Annotated in this window: 19 protein-coding genes and 1 pseudogene; 11 read left to right on the forward strand and 9 right to left on the reverse strand. The window is 73.6% G+C overall.

Going from position 1 to position 24,034, the window contains the following annotated elements; translation table 11 throughout:
* Positions 1-67 precede the first annotated feature (67 nt).
* Entirely contained in the window at positions 68-1,033 is a 966-nt protein-coding gene (locus ACZ501_RS15350) for a fibronectin type III domain-containing protein (protein WP_468795666.1), read from the reverse strand.
* 151 nt (positions 1,034-1,184) lie between these two features.
* Here ACZ501_RS15350 and ACZ501_RS15355 point away from each other — a divergent pair.
* Both ACZ501_RS15355 and ACZ501_RS15360 read left to right on the forward strand, forming a co-directional pair.
* Positions 1,185-1,402: pseudogene (locus ACZ501_RS15355) on the forward strand (ABC transporter ATP-binding protein); the annotation flags it as partial.
* Between the two features lie 153 nt (positions 1,403-1,555).
* On the forward strand, positions 1,556-3,133 hold the full coding sequence (locus ACZ501_RS15360) for a hypothetical protein (RefSeq protein WP_468795669.1): 1,578 nt from the start codon (positions 1,556-1,558) through the stop codon (positions 3,131-3,133).
* A 41-nt stretch (positions 3,134-3,174) separates the two neighbouring features.
* On the opposite strand, the gene ACZ501_RS15365 is transcribed toward ACZ501_RS15360, so the two are convergent.
* The 3 genes from ACZ501_RS15365 to ACZ501_RS15375 form a co-directional block, all read right to left on the reverse strand.
* Complete coding sequence (locus ACZ501_RS15365; protein ID WP_468795672.1) at positions 3,175-3,786, reverse strand: cytochrome b/b6 domain-containing protein; 612 nt, start codon at positions 3,784-3,786, stop codon at positions 3,175-3,177.
* Positions 3,770-4,534, reverse strand: a complete 765-nt coding sequence (locus tag ACZ501_RS15370) for a molybdopterin-dependent oxidoreductase (RefSeq protein WP_468795675.1) — start codon at positions 4,532-4,534, stop codon at positions 3,770-3,772. The genes ACZ501_RS15365 and ACZ501_RS15370 overlap by 17 nt, the downstream gene beginning before the upstream one ends.
* 101 nt (positions 4,535-4,635) lie before the next feature.
* Complete coding sequence (locus ACZ501_RS15375; protein WP_362456141.1) at positions 4,636-5,559, reverse strand: ion transporter; 924 nt, start codon at positions 5,557-5,559, stop codon at positions 4,636-4,638.
* Between the two features lie 212 nt (positions 5,560-5,771).
* On the opposite strand from ACZ501_RS15375, the gene ACZ501_RS15380 reads away from it, so the two are divergent.
* Together ACZ501_RS15380 and ACZ501_RS15385 are read left to right on the forward strand one after the other, a co-directional pair.
* The gene (locus ACZ501_RS15380; protein ID WP_468795678.1) at positions 5,772-6,959 is read left to right on the forward strand and encodes a sensor histidine kinase; all 1,188 of its coding nucleotides are present in this window, start codon (positions 5,772-5,774) and stop codon (positions 6,957-6,959) included.
* Positions 6,956-7,627, forward strand: a complete 672-nt coding sequence (locus tag ACZ501_RS15385) for a response regulator (protein ID WP_468795680.1) — start codon at positions 6,956-6,958, stop codon at positions 7,625-7,627. Before ACZ501_RS15380 ends, ACZ501_RS15385 begins: the two co-directional genes overlap by 4 nt.
* Positions 7,628-7,714: 87 nt before the next feature.
* Here ACZ501_RS15385 and ACZ501_RS15390 read toward each other — a convergent pair whose 3' ends face one another.
* Positions 7,715-8,134, reverse strand: coding sequence for a DUF5997 family protein (locus tag ACZ501_RS15390; protein WP_362456135.1), 420 nt, complete (start codon positions 8,132-8,134; stop codon positions 7,715-7,717).
* Between the two features lie 58 nt (positions 8,135-8,192).
* Between ACZ501_RS15390 and ACZ501_RS15395 the strand changes: the two genes are divergently transcribed.
* Both ACZ501_RS15395 and ACZ501_RS15400 read left to right on the forward strand, forming a co-directional pair.
* Positions 8,193-8,972: a LysR substrate-binding domain-containing protein gene (locus tag ACZ501_RS15395; protein ID WP_361608393.1), complete on the forward strand. Its 780-nt coding sequence runs from the start codon at positions 8,193-8,195 to the stop codon at positions 8,970-8,972.
* Positions 8,973-9,063: 91 nt separating this feature from the next.
* The gene (locus ACZ501_RS15400) at positions 9,064-10,464 is read left to right on the forward strand and encodes an NADP-dependent succinic semialdehyde dehydrogenase (protein ID WP_468795683.1); all 1,401 of its coding nucleotides are present in this window, start codon (positions 9,064-9,066) and stop codon (positions 10,462-10,464) included.
* A gap of 4 nt (positions 10,465-10,468) precedes the next feature.
* Here the strand turns inward: ACZ501_RS15400 and ACZ501_RS15405 are convergent, their stop codons facing one another.
* Together ACZ501_RS15405 and ACZ501_RS15410 are read right to left on the reverse strand one after the other, a co-directional pair.
* Positions 10,469-11,062 carry a TetR/AcrR family transcriptional regulator gene (locus ACZ501_RS15405; RefSeq protein ID WP_468795686.1) on the reverse strand — a complete coding sequence of 198 codons (594 nt, stop codon included), beginning with the start codon at positions 11,060-11,062 and terminating at the stop codon, positions 10,469-10,471.
* A 78-nt stretch (positions 11,063-11,140) separates the two neighbouring features.
* Positions 11,141-13,150 (reverse strand): galactose-binding domain-containing protein, encoded by a 2,010-nt coding sequence (locus ACZ501_RS15410; RefSeq protein ID WP_361608409.1) that lies wholly within the window; start codon positions 13,148-13,150, stop codon positions 11,141-11,143.
* 322 nt (positions 13,151-13,472) lie between these two features.
* On the opposite strand from ACZ501_RS15410, the gene ACZ501_RS15415 reads away from it, so the two are divergent.
* On the forward strand, positions 13,473-13,739 hold the full coding sequence (locus ACZ501_RS15415; RefSeq protein WP_361608399.1) for a hypothetical protein: 267 nt from the start codon (positions 13,473-13,475) through the stop codon (positions 13,737-13,739).
* Here ACZ501_RS15415 and ACZ501_RS15420 read toward each other — a convergent pair whose 3' ends face one another.
* Positions 13,740-14,195, reverse strand: a complete 456-nt coding sequence (locus ACZ501_RS15420) for a GNAT family N-acetyltransferase (RefSeq protein WP_361608401.1) — start codon at positions 14,193-14,195, stop codon at positions 13,740-13,742. It lies immediately after the preceding gene.
* A gap of 169 nt (positions 14,196-14,364) precedes the next feature.
* Positions 14,365-17,844 carry a M28 family peptidase gene (locus ACZ501_RS15425; protein ID WP_468796598.1) on the reverse strand — a complete coding sequence of 1,160 codons (3,480 nt, stop codon included), beginning with the start codon at positions 17,842-17,844 and terminating at the stop codon, positions 14,365-14,367.
* Between the two features lie 169 nt (positions 17,845-18,013).
* On the opposite strand from ACZ501_RS15425, the gene ACZ501_RS15430 reads away from it, so the two are divergent.
* The 4 genes from ACZ501_RS15430 to ACZ501_RS15445 all read left to right on the forward strand — a co-directional run bounded on the left by ACZ501_RS15430 (position 18,014) and on the right by ACZ501_RS15445 (position 24,028).
* The gene (locus ACZ501_RS15430) at positions 18,014-18,973 is read left to right on the forward strand and encodes a LysR family transcriptional regulator (protein WP_361608405.1); all 960 of its coding nucleotides are present in this window, start codon (positions 18,014-18,016) and stop codon (positions 18,971-18,973) included.
* A 126-nt stretch (positions 18,974-19,099) separates the two neighbouring features.
* Complete coding sequence (locus ACZ501_RS15435; protein WP_361608407.1) at positions 19,100-20,545, forward strand: glyceraldehyde-3-phosphate dehydrogenase; 1,446 nt, start codon at positions 19,100-19,102, stop codon at positions 20,543-20,545.
* A 518-nt stretch (positions 20,546-21,063) separates the two neighbouring features.
* Entirely contained in the window at positions 21,064-21,249 is a 186-nt protein-coding gene (locus ACZ501_RS15440; RefSeq protein WP_362456123.1) for a thiazolylpeptide-type bacteriocin, read from the forward strand.
* Positions 21,250-21,358: 109 nt separating this feature from the next.
* Positions 21,359-24,028: a lantibiotic dehydratase gene (locus tag ACZ501_RS15445; RefSeq protein ID WP_468795689.1), complete on the forward strand. Its 2,670-nt coding sequence runs from the start codon at positions 21,359-21,361 to the stop codon at positions 24,026-24,028.
* Positions 24,029-24,034: the final 6 nt, after the last annotated feature.

Consider the following 24,034-nt stretch of genomic DNA (forward strand, 5'->3'; position numbering starts at 1 on the left):
TGCGCGATCTTCTTTCGCGCCACGGCCGTTCGGCCGGGATCCGCGGCGGCGCGGTGCCCGCGGGGTGTCAGCCGGCCAACAGGATCCGCCGTTCCTCGGAGAAGGCCCCCCAGTTGCCGTCGGGTAGCCGGGCGCGCAGTTTCAGGGTCCAGACCGTGCCGCCGGGCTCGGTGGTGGTCAGCCGGTAGGTGGCCCGGTCCTGCGGTACGGCCCCGGCCCCGAACTGGATGACGGTGACGGGCCGGTCGTTGACGTACAGCTGGTACTCGCTCGTCGCTCGGCCGGTGTCCGGGGCGGTCCAGGCCAGCTCGACCGTGCCGGGGGAGGCGGTCGCGGTGAACGAGCCGGGCGCGGTCTGCGGGGCCTGTCCGGGATCGGCCGGGGTGGTCACCGCCGCCGGTGGCCCGTCGGGGGAGGAGTTGTCGGAGCCGTCGCGGGCGCGGACGGTGAACTCGTAGGCGGTGCCAGGCTGGAGGCCGGTGACGATGGTGCCGGTGTCGGTGCCGGAGGCGGTGTGGACGCGCACTCCGGCCTGGTAGACGTCGTACGCCGTCACGCCGGTGTCGTCCGTCGCCGCGCCCCAGCTCAGCCGGACGGCGCGGGGGCCCTCGGGGCGCCCGGTGGTGGCGGGCGGGGCGGTGGGGGCCTGGTGGTCCTCGGCCTTCGCTGCGGGGGTGGTCACCTCGGCGGGGGCGCTGAGCGGGGAGCGGTTCCCGGCTCCGTCCTCGGCCCGGACGGTGAAGGAGTAGGCCGTCCGCGGGGTGAGGCCGGCGATGTCCGTCATCGTCTTGTCGGCGGGCAGCTCCCGTACCAGCCGGCCGTCCTGGAACACCTGGTAGCCGCTGACCCCGTCCGCGGTGTCGGGTGCCCGCCACATCACGTGGACCGAAGTGGCGCTGCCGGCCTGTGCGGTGAGGCCGGCGGGGGTGTGCGGGGGCTCGGTGTCGCCGTCCGCGCCGCACGCCGTCAGGGTCGCCGCCAGGCCGAGGGCGAGCGCCGCCCAAGCCCGGCGCGGGGGAGGGGTGCCTCGCACGGGATGCCTTCCTCTAATGGTCTAGACATATATGGCACGGGGGAGGCGGCTCCACAAGGCCCTGGCGGGCCGGGGCGGTCGCCGGGCGCCGGTCTGGGCGGGTTCGTGCGCATCCGCTCCCGTCCGGCGTCATTGCGGCCCTGGGACGGGCGCCCCGCGCTCCCTGCGCATCGAAGCCGGCGTCGCCTTCCAGCAGCCCCGTCTCTCGGCCGACCCCCGCCTCAGCCTGTACGACCTCGTCGCGGAACCGCCGAGCCGGCCGACCGGGTCGGCCTCGGCGCCGGCCTCCTCGCCCGGCGCCCTCAGGAGGTCAGCGACGGCCGGCTGCAACGCGCCTGCGTGGCCCCGGCGCTGGTGCCGCGGCCGCGCCGGAGCGACATCGCGGACGGCCGGGCGACTGTTGCGCCTTCGTGAACCGTCCGGCGCATCCATGGACTCCTCGGACAGCGCGACCTAGCGTCTGGCGGCGGCGCGACATCAGACGCAACGTCAACAGCCCCGTCCGGCAAGGAGGACGCCCCGATGTTCCGAAGAGCGCTGAACTGCGCCGTGGTCCCCGCCCTGGCCGCCCTGACGGTGATCGGCCCGATCACCCCGGCCCAGGCCGACGAGATCCCCCAGGCGCCCGGCCACCGCCTGGTCAGCCACTACGAGGGCGCCCCCGCGGCCGCCGCGCCGCTGCCGGGCGCGGCCCCGCCCCAGCACCCCTTCCTCGCGCCCAACGGCCGCAGCGGCATGCACTCGGACGCCGCCGGCAGCGCCACCTCGCCGTGGTCCGGCCCGCTGGGGAAGGACCCGCAGGTCACCAGCGAGAAGATCGCGGCGCTCGGCGGCGAGTGCGCCACCGCCACCTTCGACTCCGGCGGCCGCCTCGTCACGGTCTGCGGCACCTTCTCCGGCTTCAAGGTCAAGCTCCTGGAACCCCGCACGCTCGCCACGCTCGCCGAGTACCAGCTCCCGCAGCGTCCCTCCACGGTCGAGGCGATCACCTCGCTCGACTTCGCGAAGATCTTCAAGGACACCTCGGGCGGCGCCTACTTCTACCTGGACGACCAGGACCGGGCCGTGCTCGCCGACTCCCGCCAGCACGTGCTGCGCCTCGCCCACGCGTGGCACCCCGACGCATCGGGCGGGAGCTGGAAGTTCACCGTCACCGACGACTGGGACCTCACCGGCCGGGTGCCGCACGACTGCGTCGGCTGGACCAACCTGCGGCCCAGCGGCACCTGCGACCCGGTCACCTCGGTCATGCCCGACTGGGACGGCCGCATCTGGTGGGTCACCCGCCAGGGCGGGGTGGGCACCGTGGACCCGGCGAGCGGGCGGATCCGCTCCATCCGGCTGGAGGGCGAGGAGATCCAGAACTCCTTCTCCGTCGCCGAGGACGGCGTCTCCATCGTCACCGACCACGCCCTGTACGGGTTCCGCACCCGCCCCGACGGCACCCCCGAGGCCCAGTGGCGCCAGACGTACGACCGCGGGACGGGAACCAAGCCCGGCTCCGTCAACCAGGGTTCGGGCACCACCCCGGACCTGTTCGGCGACGGCTACGTCGCCATCACCGACAACGCCGACGACCGGATGAACGTCCTGGTCTACCGGCGCGGCGCGGACGTCCCCGCCGACCGGCGGCTGGTCTGCCGGGTGCCCGTCTTCGGATCCGGGGCCTCGACCACCGACAACTCCCTGATCACCTGGGGCAACAGCATCGTCGTCGAGAACAACTACGGCTACGAGAACCCGGCCTCGCTGCTGCTGGGCAAGTCGGTCGTCGGCGGCGTCACCCGCATCGACGTCCGAGCCGACGGCAGCGGCTGCGACACCGTGTGGGAGAGCCCGGTCCGTGCTCCCTCCGTGGTGCCGAAGCTCTCCACCGGCAACGGGCTGCTCTACTTCTACGAGAAGGAACCCAGCGTCTGGGGCATCGACTCCTGGTACCTCACCGCGGTGGACTTCCGCACCGGGGAGCGGCGCTGGCGGCGGCTGACCGGCACCGGCCCCCTGTACGACAACAACTGGGCGCCGATCACCCTCGGCCCCGACGGCACGGCCTACGTCGGCGTGTTCAACGGCATCGTCGCGGTCCGCGACCGCGGCTGAACCGGCCCCGGCCCCGGCTCCTCCTCGGCGCGGGGGCCGGGTCAGCCGCCGGGCTGCCACAGCGGGTGCTCGCGCTCGGCCCACCACCGCGCGACCGAGCCGGTGCGCAGGCCGCGCCGGGCCTCCGGATCCCCCAGGGCCTTGCCGATGTGCCCCGCCAGTACGACGGCCAGGGCCAGCGCCAGCCAGTCGTGCACGAAGGTGGCACCGGTGCGCAGCACGAGCGGGGCGAGGCCCGTGAACCACATCGGCAGCCCGGTGCCCAGCATCACCAGCACCGCCCCCGCCAGCCACGCCGCGTACAGCTTCTGCCCGGCGTTGAACTTCCCGGCGGGCCTCGGCCCCCGGCGCCGCAGCGCCGAGCGCAGCCAGACGCGGTCGTGCGGGCCGAAGCGGTTCAGCACGCGCAGGTCGGCGCGGAAGGCGCGGGAACCCAGTCCCACCAGCAGCGGCGCGGCCAGTGCCGCCCCCGACCACGTGTGGACCGTGACGACGAGGTGCCGGCGCCCCACCAGCTCGGCGAGCGGTGCCAGGTACAGGCAGCCGGCGGAGATCACGCAGACGCCCATGAGGGCGGCCGTGGCCCGGTGGACCCAGCGCCCGGCGCGGCCGAACCGGTGTACGCGGTGGGCCCCTTCAGACGGTCGGGGCATCGTCGCGTCCGTTCGACCTGCCGACCCAGGCGTCGACGTCATATCCGAGCCCCTCCCAGTAGCCGGGTTCGACGTCGCGGGTCACGGTGATCCCGGAGAGCCACTTCGCCGACTTGTAGAAGTACATCGGCGCGACGTACAGCCGCGCGGGTCCGCCGTGGCTGTGGCTCAGCGGCCGGTCCTGCATCCGCAGGGCCACCATGACGTCGTCGCGCCGGGCCTGGGGGAGGGTGAGGCTCTCCGTGTAGGTCCCGTCGAAGCAACTGAAGCGGATGGCTCGCGCCTCGGGCCGCACCCCCACGGCGTCGAGCAGCCGTGACACCGGCACCCCCTCGAAGGAGGTCTCGGGAACGCGCCAGCCGGTGACGCACTGCACGTCGCGCACGACCCGGGTCTGGGGCAGCGCGCGCAGGGCGTCGAGGCCGTACGCCGCAGGGCGCTCCACCAGGCCGTCGACGGTGAGCCGGTAGTCGGCCGGGCCGCGCTCGGGCACGGAGGCGGCCACCGAGTAGTACCGGAACCCGCCCCCGTCGGGCAGCAGCCCGGTGATGCCGGTCGGGTCCTTGCCGGCGGCGGCACCGAGCCCCGCCTCGACCCCCCGCCGCAGCCAGGGCGCGGCCGCCAGCCCGGCGGCGCCGAGCCCGACCATGCCGAGCACCAGGCGCCGCCCGACGGGGGCGCCGTGGCCGTCGGGCCCGCCCTGCGGGCCGGGCCCCGCCGTCTGTCCGGTGCTTCCCTCTGTGTTCACCCGCCGATTCGACCACCGGCCCCGCCCGGGCGCCAGAGCGGACGGCCGCACGTCAGGATTCCGTCACATCCCGGCGGCGGGGGCGGTGCCCGCGCCGCCCGCTACACGGCGGATTCGAGCCGCCGGTCAGCCAGGCGGTCCCGGCCCGGCGGGGCGGGCGGCCCGGCCTTCACCAGGTCGAGGCTCGCCTCCAGGTCGTCCAGCGCGAGACGCGCGGCGGCGATCCGCTCCCGGACCTCGTCGGCCGGACCCGTGGCGTTCGCCGCGCGCTCGCGGGCCCGCGCGTCCGCCTCCTCCATCTCCCGCGCCTCGTCGAGGGAGTTGAGCACCACGCCGATCAGGACGTTCACCAGGACGAAGGAGGCGAGGAGCGCGTACGAGGCGTAGTAGAGGATGCTGAACCGGGAGATCTCCAGCCCGGCCCGGACCGCGTCCGTCAGCCCGTCCAGGGTGGTGAGCAGGAACAGCGTGAGCGCGGCCCGCCCGATCGAACCGTAGTGCTGCGGGTCGGAGGCGGCGAAGCAGACCCAGCCGACCATGGCGTACACGTACACCACCAGCGCGCCGATGAACAGGAAGCTGGCCGTGCCCGGCAGGCTCCGCCCGACCGCGAGCAGCAGGATCCGCAGGTGGGGGAGGAAGCGGGCGGTGCGCAGCACGCGGGCGAGGCGCAGCAGCCGCAGCACGGTGGTGTTCTCGCGCAGGAACGGCAGGAAGGCGGAGGCCACGATCAGCAGGTCGAAGATGTTCCAGGGATCCCGGAAGAATGCTTTCGGCCGGTCGGCGTGCGCACCCACGCGCAACAGCATCTCCAGCGTGAAGAGGGTCAGGCAGGACTCCTCCGCGATCCGGAGCACCTGGCGGTGCGAGGCGGCCAGCCCGCTGTACGTCTCCACGCCCATCAGTGCCGCATTGAGCAGGATCACCGCGAAGACGCCCATCCCGAACGACGGGGCCTCGGTGATGCTGCGGCAGCGGGCGGCCAGTCGCCTTCGGCCGGTTCCGGCCGGAGTGGGGTCCGTCATCTCGCTCCTCGTACTCGTGTCACTCGTGGTCGGCGTCGCGCGGACCGGCGCGTGGCGGGGGCGTACGCGCCGGTCCGTACCTCCTTCTAACGCCGTGCGGACGAACGGGTTTCAGAACGCTCGCGCAAGGGCGCCGCCACGGGCCGGACCCTGCCCGGGGCTTACGTCCCCGGGCCGATGTCCGTTCTGCGCGGGCTGGTTACTGTCGCGACATGGACAGAACAACACGCACAGCCCGCCCGCCCGCGGCACCGGACGCGGGGGCGGGTCCGGCCGTCCGCGCATGGGCCGGGGCCGCCGCCCACCTCCTCGTCGCGGGCCTGGTCATCGGCCTCGCCTCCAGCACCCCCTGGCCGGTGCTCGCCTGCACCCTCCTGCTCGCCGCCGGCCTGCTGGCCGGGCTGGTGCGGCGCAGGCCCCTCGCGGCGCTGGCCGTCACCCTGCTCAGCGGGACGCTCGTGGCCTTCTCCGTGCCGCACCACGGACCGGAGCACCTGCCGGTCTACCTCCCGGCGGAGCTGGTCCTCGGCGTCGTCGCCGCCACGCGTTCGCGCCGCACCGCCCTCGTCGCCGGCGCCGTCTGCGGAGCGGTCGTGCTGCCGGCCGTCGCCCTGCTGGTGCCGGGGCCGGCCGTGGGCGGCGCGGCCCTGGTCGCGGTCCTGTCTGGATGCCTCGCCTGGCTGGCCGGGCTGTCGCTGCGCCAGCGCCGCGAGCACGCGGTGGAACTGCGCGGCAGGGAGGTCTCCGAGGCCGTCACCGCCGAACGCCTGCGCATCGCCCGCGAGCTGCACGACATGGTCGCGCACAGCATCGGCGTGATCGCCATCCAAGCGGGCGCCGGAAGCCGGGTCATCACCACCCGGCCCGACGAGGCCCGCGACGCGCTGACCGCCATCGAGACCACCAGCCGCGAGACCTTGGCGGGGCTGCGCCGGACCCTGGTCGCCCTGCGCCGGGCCGAGCCGGACCCGGACGGCGGCGACACCGCGACCGGACCCGCGCCGGGGCTGGCCGACCTCGACGCGCTGGCGGCCTCCCCGGCCGCGGCGGGCGTACGGGTGGACGTCCGCAGGACCGGCGAGCCGCGCCGGCTCCCGCCGGAGATCGAGCTGTCGGCGTACCGCATCGTGCAGGAGGCGCTCACGAACGTGGTCCGGCACGCCGGCGCCGCGCAGGCCCGGGTGACCGTCGGCTTCCGGGACGAGGAGCTGACGGTGGAGGTCGTCGACGACGGCAGGGGAGCGGCCGGACGCGCGGCGGAGACCGGTTTCGGCATCACCGGCATGTACGAGCGGGTCAGCCTGCTCGGCGGCCGCTTCAGCGCCGGCCCCCGCCCCGAGGGCGGATTCCGGGTCGCGGCGGAGCTGCCCCTGCCCGCGGTGGCGGAGGCGGCCCGATGAACGCGGCTCCGGTGCGCGTCCTGCTCGTGGACGACCAGCCGCTCATCCGCTCCGGGCTGCGGATGCTCATGGCCGACAGCGAAGGGCTGGAGGTGGTCGGCGAGGCCGGCACCGGCGGGGACGCGGTCCGGCTGGCCGCCGAGCAGGGCCCCGACGTGGTGGTGATGGACATCAGGATGCCGGGCATGGACGGCATCGAGGCGACCCGCCGGATCACGAGCGGCCCGGGCGCGCCCCGGGTGCTCGTCCTGACGACCTTCGACGAGGACGAGCACGTCTACGGGGCGCTGCGCGCCGGCGCGAGCGGCTTCGCCGTCAAGGACATGGCCCTGGACGAGATCCTGGCGGCCGTCCGCCTGGTGGCCGCCGGGGACGCGCTGCTCGCCCCGGCCGTCACGCGCCGTCTGATCGCCGACTTCGTACGGGCGCCGGTCGCCCGGGAGCGGCCGCCCCGGGTGGTCGAGGGGATCACCGACCGGGAGCGGGAGGTCCTCACCCTGGTCGGGCGGGGCAGGTCGAACACGGAGATCGCCGAGGAGCTGTTCATCTCCGTGGCCACCGCCAAGGCGCACGTGGCGCGCCTGTTCAGCAAGCTGGGCGCGCGCGACCGGGTCCAGCTGGTGATCACGGCCTACGAGACGGGGCTGGTCACCCCGTCGGGCCGATGACCCGCGTGCCCGCGGGCGAGCGGCGCAAAACGGCCGGGCCGGGTCCCTCGGGGACCCGGCCCGGCCGTCCGTGTACGCGGGGGGAGGTCAGGAACGCGGACCGCGCTCCTGCTGCTCGGAGCGCCGCGCGGCCTCCTCCGCCTGCTTCTCCTTGATCCGCACGCTCTCCTTGCGGACCTCGGCCTGGGTGGCGCGCTCCTTCTGCAGCCACTCCGGGTTCTCCTGCTTGATCGCCTCGATCTGCTCGGTGGTGAGCGCCTCGGTGACTCCGCCGCGCGCGAGACCGGCGATGGACACGCCGAGCTTCGAGGCGACCACCGGGCGGGGGTGCGGGCCGTTGCGCCGCAGCTCCACCAGCCAGGCCGGCGGCTCGGCCTGGAGTGCGTTCAGCTCGGTGCGCGAGACGACACCCTCCTGGAACTCTGCGGGGGTGGCCTCGAGGTACACACCCAGCTTCTTCGCCGCGGTCGCGGGCTTCATCGTCTGGGTGCTCTGGTGGGACGTCATGGTGTCAAGGGTATCGAGCGTGTGCGCTACCTCCGACCACGACCGGTAGCCTTGCGGGGTGACAGGCTCGGATGTACCCCCTTCGTTCCGGCTCGCCTACGTCCCGGGAGTGACACCCACGAAGTGGGTGCGGATCTGGAACGAGCGGCTGCCCGACGTCCCGCTGGCCCTCGTCGGCGTGGCCGCCGCCGAGGTGTTCGCCGCGCTGCGCACGGGTGACGCCGACGCCGGGTTCGTACGGATGCCCGTGGACGGGGCGGACCTCAGCGCGATCCCGCTCTACACCGAGACGACCGTCGTGGTGGTCCCGAAGGACCACGTGGTGGCCGCCGTGGAAGAGGTCACCACCGGGGACCTGGCCGACGAGATCGTGCTCCACCCCCTCGACGACGTCCTGGAGTGGGAGGACCTCCCCGGACAGCCCGCGTTCGAACGGCCCGCCACCACGGCGGACGCCGTCGAGCTGGTGGCCGCGGGCATCGGCGTCCTCGTCGTCCCCCAGTCCCTCGCCCGCCTGCACCACCGCAAGGACCTCACCTACCGGACGGTCACCGACGCCCCCGCGTCGCGGGTCGCGCTGTCCTGGCCGCAGGAGAAGACCACCGACCTGGTGGAGGAGTTCATCGGGATCGTCCGCGGACGGACCGTGAACAGCACGCGCGGCCGCCCGCCCACCCCGCCGCAGCCCAAGCAGCGCAAGGCGGCCGGGAACGCCGCCGGCAAGGCGGGCGGCAAGACGGGTGCCGGCAAGGCCGGCGGCAGGACCGCGGGCGGCCCCGCGGCCCGCTCGGGCGGAAAGCCCGCCGCCAAGCGGGGCAAGCCGCGCGGTCGCCGCTAGGGGGTACGACCGGTGGCCGGTCCCCGCGTTGCGTCGCGGGGCTCCGGGGGGCAGGGTCGGTGGGGCGGCTCCCTCGCAGGAAGGTCGGACCATGCCCATCGCCACCGTCAACCCCACGACCGGCAAGACGCTGCTCTCCTTCGACGCCCTCGACGCCGCCGGCATCGAGCGCTGCCTGGCCCTGGCGGCGAGCACGGCCGCTTCCTACCGGCACACCGCCTTCGCCGAGCGTTCCGCGCTGCTCTGCCGCGCGGCGGACCTGCTGGAGGCGGAGGCCGAGGACGTCGCCCGCACCATGACGGTCGAGATGGGCAAACCGCTCGCTGCGGCCCGCGCGGAGGCGGCCAAGTGCGTCAAGGCGATGCGCTGGTACGCCGCCCACGCCGAGTCCCTCCTCGCCGACGAGCAGCCCGCCGACGCCGACGTGCGCGACGCGGGCGCCTCGGCCGTACGGGTCCGCTACCGGCCCCTAGGCGTGGTGCTCGCCGTCATGCCGTGGAACTTTCCCCTCTGGCAGGTCGTGCGCTTCGCCGCGCCCGCGCTCATGGCCGGCAACGTGGGCCTGCTCAAGCACTCGTCCAACGTCCCGCAGACCGCCCTGTACCTCGGCGACCTCTTCCACCGGGCGGGCTTCCCCCAGGGCTGCTTCCAGACCCTGCTCATCGGCTCGGGCCCCGTCGAGGGCATCCTGCGCGACCCCAGGGTGGCCGCGGCCACCCTCACGGGCAGTGAGCCGGCCGGGCGCGCGGTGGCCTCCGTCGCCGGGGACGAGGTCAAGAAGACCGTCCTGGAGCTCGGCGGCAGCGACCCGTACATCGTGATGCCGTCGGCCGACGTGGCCCGCGCGGCCCGTACGGCGGTCACGGCGCGGGTGCAGAACAACGGCCAGTCCTGCATCGCCGCCAAGCGGTTCATCGTCCACGACGACGTCTACGAGGAGTTCGCGCGGCTCTTCACGGACGGCATGCGGGCCCTGACCGTGGGCGACCCGATGGAGGAGTCCACCGACGTCGGCCCGCTGGCCACCGAGAGCGGCCGCGCCGACGTGGAGGAGCTGGTCGACGACGCCGTACGGCAGGGCGCCGCCGTCCTGTGCGGCGGCCGCCGCCCGCCCGGCCGCCCGGACGGCTGGTTCTACGAGCCGACGGTCCTGGCCGACGTCACCCCGGCCATGCGCATCGACCTGGAGGAGACCTTCGGCCCCGTCGCCACCCTGTACCGGGTGGGCAGCCCGGAGGAGGCCGTGGAGCGGGCCAACCACACGCCCTTCGGTCTCAGTTCGAACGTCTGGACCCGGGAGGACGCCGAGCTGGAGCGCTTCGTGCGCGACCTCGAAGCCGGCGGGATCTTCGTCAACGGCATGACCGCCTCCCACCCGGCCCTGCCCTTCGGCGGCGTCAAGCGGTCCGGGTACGGGCGCGAGCTGTCCGGGCACGGCATCCGGGAGTTCTGCAACATCACGACGGTCTGGCAGGCCGCGGACCAGGGCTGACGGGTCAGCCCTCCATCAGTCCCAGGACGTGGTCGGTGACCATGTCCAGGATCTCGGCGGCGGCCTTCTCGTCGCCCAGGACCAGCACGCTGAGGGTCAGCCCGTCGGTCATGGCCGCCAGGTACCGTGCCAGCGCGGGGGCAGGGACCTTCGGGACGAGCCCCATCTCCCGGCACAGCTGGCCGATCAGCTCCTCGTAGGTGTGGCAGTACAGCTCGTACTGGCGCCGCGCCAGGTGCTCGAACCCGGGCTGGCGCAGGGCGTACTGGGTGAGTTCGTAGGTGAGCATGTGCTCGCCGGGCTGGGCGCCGACGTGGTCCCAGTACGCCTGGAAGCCGGCCCGGACCGTCTCGCGGAGGGTGGGCTTCGGCCGGATCGCCTCCTTCACCACCGTGATGTAGTGCGCGGTGATCGCCTCGATGACGGACTCCAGCAGCTCCTGCTTGGAGTCGAAGCAGTAGTGGAAGACGCTCAGGGACACGCCCGCCTCGGCGGCGATCGACCGGGTCGTCGTGCGGGCGACGCCGTCGCGGGTCATCGCGCGGATCGCCGCCTCGGTCAGCTGGGTGCGCCGCTCGGCAGACGGCATCCGTGCCATGGAACTCCTCCCGGTGGGGCGGGCGCTGCGGGGTGCGGGCGCCGGGGGCCGGCCGGGCGGGCCGGCCCCCGACGCGGGTCAGCTGCCGTAGACGCCCACCTCGCGGAGGGAGTACCCCCACTGGGTGGCCCGTTGGACCCCCTGGACGCGCAGGTAGCGGGCCGTCACCCCGGCGAACCGGGCCGTGTCCAGGCCGCCGTCGCCGTCGGTGGTGGACCAGACCGTCTGCCAGTTCGTCCCGTCCGTGGAGGTCTCGAGCCGGTACGCCTTCGCGTACGCCTGCTCCCAGTCGAGGGTGACGCGCCCGATCCGGCTCGCGGAGCCCAGGTCGATGCGCAGCCACTGGCCGTCGTTCCACTCACTGGCCCAGCGGGAGCCCGGGTCGCCGTCCACGGCCCGGCCGGGCGAGTAGTCGACGAACGGGTTCCACCACTGCGAGGACGACGCCGAGGCGGAGGAGCCGGCGGCGAGGTTCACCCCGGACCTGTGCCGCTCGGACGCCCCCCAGGTGCCGAGGTAGGACTCGGCGCCCCGGAACAGGTCGTCCACCACGTCCTGGCCGCCGACGAGCCGGATGTCCTCGATCCAGTCGGGGACCAGGCCGTAGTGCGAGGCGCCGTCGGTGTTGAGGTCCCAGGTGCGCTGCCCGGTGGTCTGCTTGTCGACGACGGAGCCGCCGTCGGTGCTGCGGAAGGGGTACTTCACCGGATTCGGCGTGTTCGCGCCCCGCGGGCCGGGCCAGCCGCCGACGCCGTTCATGTCGGTGCCGTAGCCGTAGCCCACCTTGTACTTGTCGCGCAGGGCGTCGGTGCGCTTGGCCTCCGCGCTGAAGGCCTCGGAGCCGCTCATGTACTGGGCGGCGAAACCGCCCAGCTTGTAGAGCCGCTCGGTCCAGCCCAGGTCCATCCAGCTGTGCGAGGAGATGACGCCCGGGTACGACTCGGACTCCAGGATGTCGAAGGAGCGGCCCGCGGCCTTGACGCTCATGTGGTCGACTTCCAGCATCATCCCGCGCTTCATCATGCCGCGGACGGCGTACTCGCCGAGCTCCGTCAGGCCGCGCTTGTTGCAGCGCGCGTCAGCGGAGTACGAGGGGACCGACACCCCCGCCGGGAGCTCCTTCTGCGCCGACGGAGCCGCTGCGAGACCGATCGGGTTGTCCTGCTGCGGGCCGGAGCACTGCTCCGTCTGCCAGAAGGTGCCGGTCGACAGGAACTGGCCGACGTTGATCGCGGTGCCGAGCGCGCCCTGGTCGAAACGGACCCCGCACAGGGCGTTGTCGAACTTGTGGCACAGGAACATGCTGCGCACGCCCAGCTTGTGCAGCTCGTCCAGGCCCCGGTCGATGTCGTCCTTGCCGCACTGCGCGACGTCCAGGACCTGCTTGCAGCCGAAGGGCTCGGAGGTCTCGACGCCGAGGACGACGGCCAGCTTCCCCTGCTTGATCACCTCGCGGGCCTGGTCGGAGTCGGTGACGATGCGGAACCAGCCCTTGCCCGCGCCGCCGTACATCCGGTCGACGTAGGCCTGCATGTCGTACGTCTTCTGCGCCTCGAGGCGGATGGCGGTCATCTCGTCGCAGCCGCGGTCCTTGAAGAAGTAGACCGAGCAGATCACCCCGTTGGTGACGAGGTCGTTGACCAGGACCCGCTGGCCGCCGCGCCAGGCCCGCTCGACCCAGGCGTAGTAGTTCTGCTGGTGGGTGAGCGAGTCGTGGGCGGGCCAGTCCTTGAAGGTGGGCCAGCCGTTGGGGTCGTGCTTGCCGTCGCCGCCCTTGGTGATGAAGTCGAAGACCGCGAGGGTGCCGTCGGGATAGTGCTCGGGGCAGTCCTTGAGGGCGTCCGCGACGCCCAGTTCGGAGAAGGGCTTGCCGCAGATGAGGCGGCCGCCGAAGCCCTCGTTGGACATCAGGTGGTCGTGCGCGTCGACGAAGCCGCGCACCCGGCCCTGCGCGTCGGTGCCCTTGAAGGGCTCGCCGGTGACGTTGACGTCCGAATCGGGCTGGGGCCGTGCGGTGGGGTTCCACCAGCCGGCGTCGGCCGTGGAGCCGGCGTCGGCGGAGGAAGTGGGCGCGGGCCCCAGGAGCATGGCCAGCGCGGCGACGAGCGGGGTCAGGAGGGCGGCGCGGCGGCGCCGGCGGCGCGCCGCGCCGGGGTACGGCCGCGGGGGCGGGTCAGCGGTCAAGGTCATCACTCATGTCTTCGGTCGGCGGATGCGGCGCGGTCGAATCCAGGAATCAATTGTCATGCCCCGCACAAGGGTGGGTCGAGAATCCCGACTGGCCCCGAAGGAGTCAAGAGTCCGGGACGGATGACCTGATGGACCGTCGGACCCGGGTACGGCCGAGGCGTGCCGGCCCGGACGGCGGCCGTGCCCGGCGGTCCGCGGCCGGGCCGCTTATCGTCGGGGTATGAGCACTACGGTCGTGGTGTACGAGTACGAGGGCACGGCGGGAGCGGCGCCCGGTGGCGGGGCGGCGGTCCTGCGCGTGCACGCGGCCCCCGCCGCCCCCGGGCAGAGCGCCGTGCGGGGCCCGAGGACGCTGTGCGGCAAGGACACCTTCGCCATGGGGACGGCCCCGTGGCAGCCCTCCGGGCAGCCCGGCTCCGCCTGGTACCCCCCGGAACACGCGGACCGGATCTGCCCCGCCTGCGACGACGCGGTCGGCGAGGGGTGATCAGCGGCCGGGGGCCATGTCGTAGGTGACCCACATGGTCCGCTGGGCCACCTGGTCGTACTTGGAGCGCGCCCGGTGGTTGTCGTCGGCGGTGATCCACCGCACCACGCTCCAGCCGCGCTCGGCGGCGACCTCCCGCAGGGCCCCCAGCAGCAGGTCGGCGGCGCCCGAGCCGCGGTGCCCGGGGGCGACGAACAGGTCGTCCAGGAAGCAGCCGACCGTCGCGGACAGCGGGCGGGCGAAGGGACGGTAGTGCGCCAGCCCCAGCAGCCGCCCTTCGGCGTCCTCGGCGACCAGGGCGTTCACCTCGTGCCCGGCGTCGTTGACCCACGCCCACACCGTCGAGGCGGCCTCCTCGGTCTGCTCCACCCCGTAGAAGTCGGCGTACCCCCGGTACAGGGCGCGCCACTGGGCGAAGTCCCCGGGCTGGACGGGACGGACCTTGATGTCGGACATGTGCGGCACTCCTTGATCGGCGGACCGGGGCAACGTAACAACCGGGAACCGCGCCGATCTGTCCACGGTGGTGCGGGCGCCGCCCGGGTTTTCGACGGGGAGGCGGAAGGGGAACGCGGCGGAGCCCGGTCCGGCGGGGGCCGGACCGGGCTCCTGGGGCAGGGGGCCGTCAGCTCGTGCGGAGGGTGACGTCGTCCACCACGAAGGAGGTCTGGAGGGACTGGTCCTCCACCCCCTTGAACTGGAGGACCACGGTCTTCCCGGCGAAGGGGGAGACGTCGTAGCTCTTCAGGACGTAGCCGGAGCCGGCGTCCTGGTTGGAGAGGGTCTCCAGGGTCTGGCCGCCCACCGACACCGTGAAGGTGTCGTAGGCGACGTCCTCGGTCTCGTCCGTGTCGATGTGCAGGTAGAAGGAAAGCCGGGCCGAGGGGCAGCCGGCGGGGATGGTCAGGGACTGCGAGGCGCTGTCCGTGCGGGAGGAGCCCCAGCCGTTCAGCCAGGCCATGTACGAACCGCCGTGCGGCAGCTGTCCGGACTGGTTGGTGATGACTCCTGAGGTCGCCGACCAGGGGCTGGAACCGCTCTCGAAGCCGCCGTTGGCGACGACCTGGCTCGGCGAGCAGGTACCGCCGCCCCCGCCGACGGTCAGCGTGTACGTGGTGGTGTGGGTGGCGGTTCCGGTGCCGGTGACGGTCAGCGTGTGCGTGCCGGGGGCGGTGCCCGCGGCGACCTGGACGGAGAGGGTGGCGGACTGGCCGGACTGCACCGAGGCCGGGCTGAGGGACGCGGTCACGCCGGCGGGCGCGCCCGAGACGGACAGGGCGAGCGTCTGGGGGCTGCCGCTGACGGTGGCGGTGTTCACCGTGGAGGTGACGCTGCCGCCCGGGTTGGCGGAGCCGGCGGCCGGGCTGGTGCTGATCGAGAAGTCGGGCGCCGGGCTGGTGCCGCCGACGGCCTGCTTCCAGATGGTGTAGGCGACGCCGTCGGCGCTGCGGTCGAGGACCGTGGCGTTGATGTTGGACGGCGTGTCGCAGGAGCTGTGGTAGCAGGAGTCGTACGCCGCGTTCGCGGTGCCGCCCCACTTCGCCGCCTGTGCGGAGGTCTTGCGGGCGCTCGCCCCGGCGGCGTAGCCGGAGGTGGGGATGCCCGCCTGCTGGAAGGAGTAGTCGTCACTGCGGCCCTGGCCCTCGGTGTTCTCCTCCGGGGCGAGGTTCAGCGAGGTCCAGTAGGCCTTCAGGGGCGCGGCCGTCGTGGAGTTGACGTTGTTGATGAAGTAGCCGCCGTTGGGCGAGCCGACCATGTCGAAGTTGTAGTAGCCCTTGATGGCGCTGCGCTCGGCGCTGCTGAGCCGGCCGACGTAGTACTCGGAGCCGTTGAGGCCCTGCTCCTCGTCGGTCCACCAGGCGAAGCGCACGTGCCGGGTCATCGTCGGGTTCTTCTGCGCCAGGACGAGGGCGTTCTCCAGCAGGGTCGCGGAGCCGGAGCCGTTGTCGTTGATGCCCGGACCGGCCGAGACGCCGTCGAGGTGGGCGCCGAACATCACGGTCTGGTCGGCGGGGCCGCCCGGCCAGTCGGCGATGAGGTTGTTCGACGGGTAGGTGCAGGAGGTGCAGTTCTGCTCGGTGACGGTGTAGCCGGCGGCCTGGAGCTTGCCCTTGACGTACGCGAGGGACTGGGTGTGGCCGCCGCTGCCGGCCCGGCGGTTGCCGCCGTTCTGCGAGGCGATCGTGCCGAGCTGGGCCAGGTGCGCCTGGACGTTGGCGACGCTGATGTCCGGCGCGGTGGGGTCGGGCTGGGTGCCGCCGACGGTGAGCGCGTAGTCGACGGTGTGCGCGAGCGTGCCGCCCTGGGCCTTGACCGTGAGGGTGGAGGCCCCGGGCGCCGCGTTCGAGGAGGCGGAGAGGGTCAGCGTCGAGGACTGCCCGGACTGGACCGTGGCCGGGGCGAAGGAGGCGGTGATCCCGGCCGGCAGGCCCGTCGCGGAGAGGGTGAGCTGCTGGGCGGAGCCGCTGGTGGTGCTGGTGGTGACGGTGGTGGTGACGGAGCCGCCCTGCTGGACGGTGCCGGAGGCCGGGTTCAGCGCCAGCGAGAAGTCGTTCTGCCCGCTCGGGCTGCAGGTGGGGTCGGCGCTCTGGGCGGGCACGCTGATGGCGTCCCAGGCGGCCTTGGTCCGGTTGAACAGGTTGCAGGTGGCGTCGAGGGACTTGGCCGAGGAGAGCGTCGCCGTCCGGTACTTCTTGTAGGACATGCTGCTCGTCTTGAGCAGCATGCCGCCGTAGAAGATCTTGCCGGCGTTCTGCACGCCGACACCGGTCAGCGCGGACTGGTTGCAGGTGCTGCTGTCGGGCTTGCCGCCGCCCGGGCTGGTGCCCTCGGCCAGCAGGTAGAACCAGTGGTTCAGCGGCCCCGCGGCCGCGTGCACCTCCGTCCCGGGTATCGCCGAGCTGTAGCACGCCGGGTCGTTGTTGACGGCCGGCGGGTTGTACATGTTGCGGATCGGCCCGCGGCCCTGGAGGTTGATGACCTCGCCGACGGTGTAGTCGGGGGTGTCGTACGGGGCCGGCTCGTTGATGAAGGCCTCGGTCAGCGCTCCGAAGATGTCACCGGTGGCCTCGCCCAGACCGGCCTCCTGGCCGCTGGTGCCGCCGGGGGTGTTGGAGTCGATGGCGTGTCCGTACTCGTGGGCGACGACGTCCACGCCGGCGATCCACTCGTTGGCACTGTTGTGGCCGATGGTGACCGAGCTGCCGTCCCAGTAGGCGTTGAGGTCGCTCAGGCCGACCTTGCCCGGGAAGCTGCGCCCGTTGCCGCTGACGCCGTTGCGGCCGAGCCACTGGCCCAGCATGTCCCACTGCTTCTGCGCGGCGAACATCAGGTCCGTGCAGCCGGTCTCCTTGGAGGTCGGGTTGCCGGTGCCCCATGAGTCGGAGGACTTCGTGAAGACGCTCCCCGTGCTGTAGTCCGCGCAGCTCAGGCCCGGGCGGTTCGGGTCGCGCAGGGAGTACGAGCCGCCGGACGCGGTGGTGTCGATCGCGATCGGCCCCGGGCCGTTCCACTTGCTGTTGCCGGTGCCGGCCACGACGTCGTCGTAGCGGTCGACGACCTTGCCGGTGCGGGCGTCCACGAAGACGTGCAGCCTGCTGGGCGCCGTACGGGTGCGGCCCGACAGCACCGTCTCCCAGGCCAGCACGGGCTTGTCGTCCTTGAGCCGGACCACGAGCCGGCTGCTCTCGACCCGGTCGGTCTTCTCCAGCTCGGCCCGCGAGGCGGCCTCGGCCGCCTTGGCGCCGATGTCCGGGGTGGTCGCCACGTCGATGACGGTGGTGGAGGCCGACTGGAGCGCCCGGACCCGGCCCTCGCCGTCCGCGAGGACGACCGCGTCGCCGCCGACGACCGGCAGGCCCCGGTAGCTGCGCTCGTAGGCGACCGAGTACAGGTCCTGCACCCAGGGGGTGACCAGGCGGCGCTCGTACTGCTGCCGGGCGGAGTTGACCAGGGTGTCGAGGCCGCTGCGGACGGCCGCGTCCGCGGCGGCCACGGCCCGGTCGGCCTTGGAGGGGCGGGGCGGCACGGGATCCGGCTGCTGCGCGGCCGACGCGGTGCCGGCCAGCGCGCCGGCGAGGCTCGCGGTCAGCGCGAGGGCTGCCACGGACGCCGTCCATCTGGTGGGCTGCACGAGTCCACTCCGATCGTGTGTGGGGGGTGGCTGCTGTACGCCGTCGCCGAGTATGGGCGTGGACATGGCAAGATTGGGACATCTCTGCGGGCATAAGGCGCGGGTTATGGTGCGCCGCAGTGGCGCTTCGTAAGCTGCCCGGATGCAGCTGGAGTTGAGGCACCTGCAAGCCGTCTGCCGGATCGCGGAAGCGGGCAGTCTGGGCGAGGCGGCCAGGCGGCTCGGGATCTCACAGCCGGCGCTCTCCGCCCAGCTGCGCCGGATCGAGGCCGTCACGGGCGGCGAGCTCTTCGTCCGGGGCCGCAGCGGGGTGGAGCCCACCGCCCTCGGGCACTTCGTCCTGGGCAAGGCGCGCCGCGTGCTGGGCGAGATGGACGCCCTCGGCGCCGAGGCCCGCGCCCTGGCGGCCGACGCCCCGCTCAGGCTCGGCTGCATCCTGCTCGTCCTCCTGGACGGCCTGCTCGCCCGGACCGACCTGGCCCTCTCGGGGCGCGAGGTCACCGTGGACCTGGAGGATTCGGTCACGGCCCTGGTGCGGATGCTCGGCGCCGGCCAGTACGACGTGATCGTGTACGGCGAGGTGAACGACTACGAGGTCCCGCTGCCCGCGGGCGTCCTGGCCAGGACCGTCGTCCCGCAGGAGCCGTTCTGCATCCGGATGTCCTCCGGGCACCGCCTGGCGGGGCGCGAGCTGCTGGACCTGGCCGACCTGGCCGGCGAGCAGTGGATGACCCTGGTGGAGGACGACGACGGAGGCCCCGAGGCCCTCGTCGAGGCCTGCGCCAAGGCGGGCTTCACCCCCTCGCTGCGCCACCGGATCACCGACCGCCAGATGCGGCACGACCTGATCGCCGCGGGCCGCGCCATCGCCCTGTGCCAGCCCACGGCCCCGGCGGTGGCGGGGACGGTGATGCGGCCGCTGGCCGGCACCCCCGTCACGGGCCGGATCCGGCTCGCCTGGAACCGCTCGGCGGTCCCGGCGCAGCAGGCCGAGCTGCTCTACCGCGCGGCGGTCGAGGCGTACCTGGCGAACGTGGACAACAACGACTTCCACCGGGCGTGGTGGGACGCGCACCCGGAGGCGCGGCCGGTGCTCGGCTGACCCGCGCCGGGAGCCGCCCGCGCCCGGGGGCGCGGGGCCTCGCCGACGCTCAGGCGGTCCCCCTTGAAGGAACGTTCCGGCGGGGGGTTAGCATATGAGCGCCGCCTAGCTCGAAAGATAACGTCTGTGACTGTCAACGAGGACTCGTTCGCCAACTGGAAGACCCGCGAGGAGATCGCGGAGTCGATGATCCCCATCATCGGGAAGCTGCACCGGGAGCGGGACGTCACGATCCTGCTCCACAGCCGCTCCCTGGTGAACAAGTCGGTCGTGAGCATTCTCAAGGCCCACCGGTTCGCCCGCCAGATCGACGGCGAGGAGCTGTCGGTCACCGAGACGATGCCGTTCCTCCAGGCCCTCGCCGCCCTCGACCTGGGCCCGTCCCAGATCGACATCGGCATGCTCGCCGCCACGTACAAGACCGACGACCGCGGTCTGTCGGTCGAGGCCTTCACCGCCGAGGCCGTCGTCGGCGCCACCGGTGAGAACAAGATCGAGCGCCGCGAAGGCCGCGACGTCGTCCTCTACGGCTTCGGCCGCATCGGCCGCCTCGTCGCCCGTCTGCTCATCGAGAAGGCCGGCTCCGGCAACGGCCTGCGCCTGCGCGCCATCGTCGTGCGCGGCGGCGGCGAGGCGGACCTGGTCAAGCGCGCCTCGCTGCTGCGCCGCGACTCGATCCACGGCCAGTTCCAGGGCACCATCACCGTGGACGAGGCGACGAGCACGATCATCGCCAACGGCAACACCATCAAGGTGATCTACGCGAACGACCCCTCCGAGGTCGACTACACCGCGTACGGCATCAAGGACGCCATCCTCATCGACAACACGGGCAAGTGGCGCGACCGCGAGGGCCTCTCCAAGCACCTGCGCCCCGGCATCGACAAGGTCGTCCTGACCGCCCCGGGCAAGGGCGACGTCCCGAACATCGTCCACGGCGTCAACCACGACACCATCAAGCCGGACGAGCAGATCCTGTCCTGCGCCTCCTGCACCACCAACGCGATCGTCCCGCCGCTGAAGGCGATGGACGACGAGTACGGTGTGCTCCGCGGCCACGTGGAGACCGTCCACTCGTTCACGAACGACCAGAACCTGCTGGACAACTACCACAAGGCCGACCGCCGCGGCCGCTCCGCGCCGCTCAACATGGTCATCACGGAGACGGGCGCCGCCTCCGCCGTCGCCAAGGCGCTGCCCGACCTCAAGGCGCCGATCACCGGCAGCTCGATCCGCGTCCCCGTCCCGGACGTCTCGATCGCCATCCTGAGCCTGCGCCTGGGCCGCGAGACCACCCGCGAGGAGGTCCTCGACTACCTGCGCGGCGTCTCGCTGCACTCGCCGCTCAAGCGCCAGATCGACTTCACCACCGCTCCGGACGCGGTCTCGATGGACTTCGTCGGCTCGCGCCACGCGTCGATCGTCGACGCCGGCGCCACCAAGGTGGACGGCGACAACGCGATCCTCTACCTCTGGTACGACAACGAGTTCGGCTACTCGTGCCAGGTGATCCGCGTCGTCCAGCACGTCTCCGGGGTGGAGTACCCGACCTACCCGGTCCCGCAGGTCTGATCCCGCCCAGCGCGTGATCCGGTGCCCCGTCGGCTTCTGCCGGCGGGGCACCGCTGCGTCCGGCCACCGGTGGGGACACCTTTCCGGCCGCCTTGGCCGGAAGGGTCGCACGGGCGGCCGGGCCGCCGGCCCTTCCGGTGGGATCGGGCCACCGGTCCGTGCGAGCTGCGGCACGGGGGCTGGATCTCCGCTCTAGCGGTTCATATGCGCGGTGGGGGATCCTGGAAAAGGCCGGACGGACCGCCGGACGCCATCCGGAAAGAGGCCGTGCAAGGCAATTCCGCAATTCCGTGCAGGGTAATTCCGCAATGTGCTCCCACCGTCTCGGCGTCAATCGGTCGTGCCGCGTGCGGAGTGCGGCCATGCGGCTTCAGTTCACCGGGTCATACGGCTGTCCGCCCTGCGGAATTCCAGTCATGCGGCAGTGCGGTCATTCGACCCTTCGGCCATCGGATCCGCCCGGCGCGGATTCTGCCCAGTGCACCTTCGGCTTTCGCCTCCACTCATGGGAGACATGCATGTCCGACATCGCGCGCACCCCCGAATTCGACATCCAGGACCTGGAACTCGACCTGGACGACCTGACCGTGACCTCCATGCGGGACACCGTCGCGCTGCCCGAGGGCGGGGCGTCATGGGGTTCCTGTTCCTGCCAGGGCTCGTCCTCCTGCGCGCAGCCGACCACGGAGCCCATCCCCTCCTGACCGCGCGACCCCCGCCTCCACCCCCCACGCGCTTCCCGCCGCACCCCGAGTGCGGCGGGAAGCCCCCGCGCGCGCCCGCACACCCACCACCGACAGGACGGGGACGACCATGCCGCAGCCGGACCCCACGCCCGCCGCGGCCGGCCGCGGCGGCGACGGCTACCGCGTGCGGTCCGCGCCGTACGCGCTGGTCCGCGCCACCGTCCTCACCCACCCCGCCCAGCACCCGGACGCGGCGGAGTTCCGCGCCCGGCTCGGCCGCCTCCGGGACACCGAGCGGCAGCTGCTGGAGACCGCCGGGCCGCTCTGCGACGACCTGTACGACAGCCGGGACGGCCATCCGGCCCAGCTCCACCGCGATGTCGTCCTCCCGCTGCGCCGCGCCCTGCACAACGGACGCGAACCCCGGCCGGCCCTGCTGGACCGCCTCGGATACCTGCCGGCCCGCGTCCCCCGGCTCGCCGCGTGGACCGCACTGCGGGCCCGGCGCGCCGCACTCCACGCCGAGCTCGGTCCCGCCGCCGAGCGGGCCCTGGCCGCCGAACGCGCCTCGCTGGCCGCCCTGTGCCGCGAACCGGCCCTGGCCAAGGCCGTCGCCCTCACCAGCGCGGACCTGCTGCGGGCCGTGGAACGGGCCGCAGCCGGCGCGCAGGACCGCCGGGCCCGCAAGGAGGAGCCCGCCGTGCTCCGCTACGCCCTGCGGGCCAGCACCAAGACCAGCCCGCTGTCCTGGTTCACCGCCGTCGGCTGGGCTCCGCTGCCCGCCACCCCGGGCGCCCGCCCCGTCCCCGCCTGGGGCGCCCCGGCCCTGTTCGACGGCCCCCTGCGCTCGGTCGTCAAGGCCAACCGCACCCTGACCACCGCCCTCACCCTCGCCCTCCTCGACGCCCCGGACCGCCGGGCCGCCCTGCCCCACCGCATCACCAGCACCGCCCGCGTCAGCGGCGGCCGGGCGGCGTACTCCCGCGACCGGACCTCCTTCGCCGGCGGCCGCTACCTCGTCGCCGCCGAGGACGAGGCGCACCTGCCCCTCACGGGCCCGCTGCGCCTGATCACCGAGCACGCCGCGGCCCCCGTGCCGCTCGAAGAGCTGACCGGGCTGCTCACCGCGGCCCTGAGCGGCGCCGCCGACGCCCGCCCCGCCGCCGCCTTCCTCGGCCGGCTCACGGAGGCGGGCCTGCTGGTGCCGGGCGACCCCTTCCCGCCCGACGACCCGGATCCGCTGGCCCGTACCGCCGCCTGGCTGCGCACCTCCGCCGGCCCCGATGACGCCGCCCGCGCCGAGCGCGTCGCCGCACTCGCCCACGGCACCGCCGAGTTCGCCACCGCGCCCGCCGCGCGGCGCCCCGCCCTGCTCTCCGCCCTCTCCCGGGCCTGGACTGAGGAGCTGGCCGCCGCCGGACGGCCCGTCCCGCCCGGTGCCGCCCCGCTCACGGTGCTCTCCGAGGACGTCGTCGCCCCGCGCCCGCTCGCCGTCGACGGCTTCCTCGACGGCGCCGACCACCGGGCACTCGCGGAGGTCACCGCCCTCGCGGAGCTCTTCGACCTCGGGCACCTCGTACGCCGCCTCGTCCGCGACCGCTTCGTCGCGCGCTACGGCCCCGGCGGGAGCTGCCCCCACCCCTGGGAGTTCGGGGCCGACGTCGCCGAGGCCTGGGAGAGCGCCGGGCGGCTCACGGCCCTCGACCCGGCCGGCCCGGCCCCCCTGCCCACCGGGACCGACGCCCTGGCGGACCTGCGGACGGAGATCGCCGAGGGCCTGCGCGCGCGTGCGGCCGCCGGGGAGGCGGCCGCACAGGACGAACTGGTGCTGCCCGCCGAACTCGTAGGGAAGCTGGGCGAACGGCTGCCGGGCTGGGCCGTCGAGCGGCCTCTCAGCTACGCATACTTCCTCCAGCGCGACCCGCGCCGGGGCCTGCTCTGCGTCAACCACGTGTACGGCGGCTGGGGCCGCTTCACCAGCCGCTTCCTCGACGCCCTCGGCCCGGACGCCACCGCCGCGGTCTCCCGTCAGATCCGGCGCGGGCTCGGGCCCGGCGCCCGGGCCGCGCAGATCCGGCCCGTCGGCGGGTTCAACGCCAACCTCCACCCCCTGCTCGTCCCCGAGGAGGTGGGCCCCGACCGCCGCTGGGCCGCCCTCGGCGAAGCCGACCTGGACCTCGTCCACGACGAGCGCGCCGACCAGGTCCGCTTCCGGCTGCGGAACACCGGCGAACTCCTCGACGTCCTCTACCCCGGCTTCCTCGCCCCCGTCCTGCTGCCCCGGCGCATCGGCGCCCACCTGAGCGACCAGCCCCACGGCATGGTCGACTTCGGCCCCCTCGTCCCGCGCCACCCCCTCCCCGCCCCCGGCGGCCCGGTCACCCGCACCCCCCTGCTGCGCCACCGCCACGTCGTGCTCCGCCGCCGCCGCTGGCTGCTGCCGCCCGGCGTGGTGCGCGAGCTGCGCGCCGACCTCGGCACCGAAACCGTCCCCGCCCGGGCCGCCGCCCGCTGGCGCGCGCTGCTCGACCTCCCCGAACAGCTCTTCCTGCACCCGGCCGCCCCCGCGCCCACCGGGCGCGCCGCCGAGGACTTCCTGAGCGGGCTCAGCCGCCCCAAACCGCAGTTCGTGGACCTCGGCAACGCCCTGCACCTGCGCTGCCTGGCCAAATGGCTCTCCCGCCACGGTGCCGGCGCGGTCCTCGAAGAGGCACTGCCCGCACCCGGAGGACAGACCGGGCCCGCCCGCGCGGTGGAACTCGTCCTGGAGGTCTACCGGGCCGGGCGGGCCCGGTGACCCGCC

The sequence above is a fragment of the Streptomyces sp. NPDC034085 genome, from assembly GCF_055575555.1.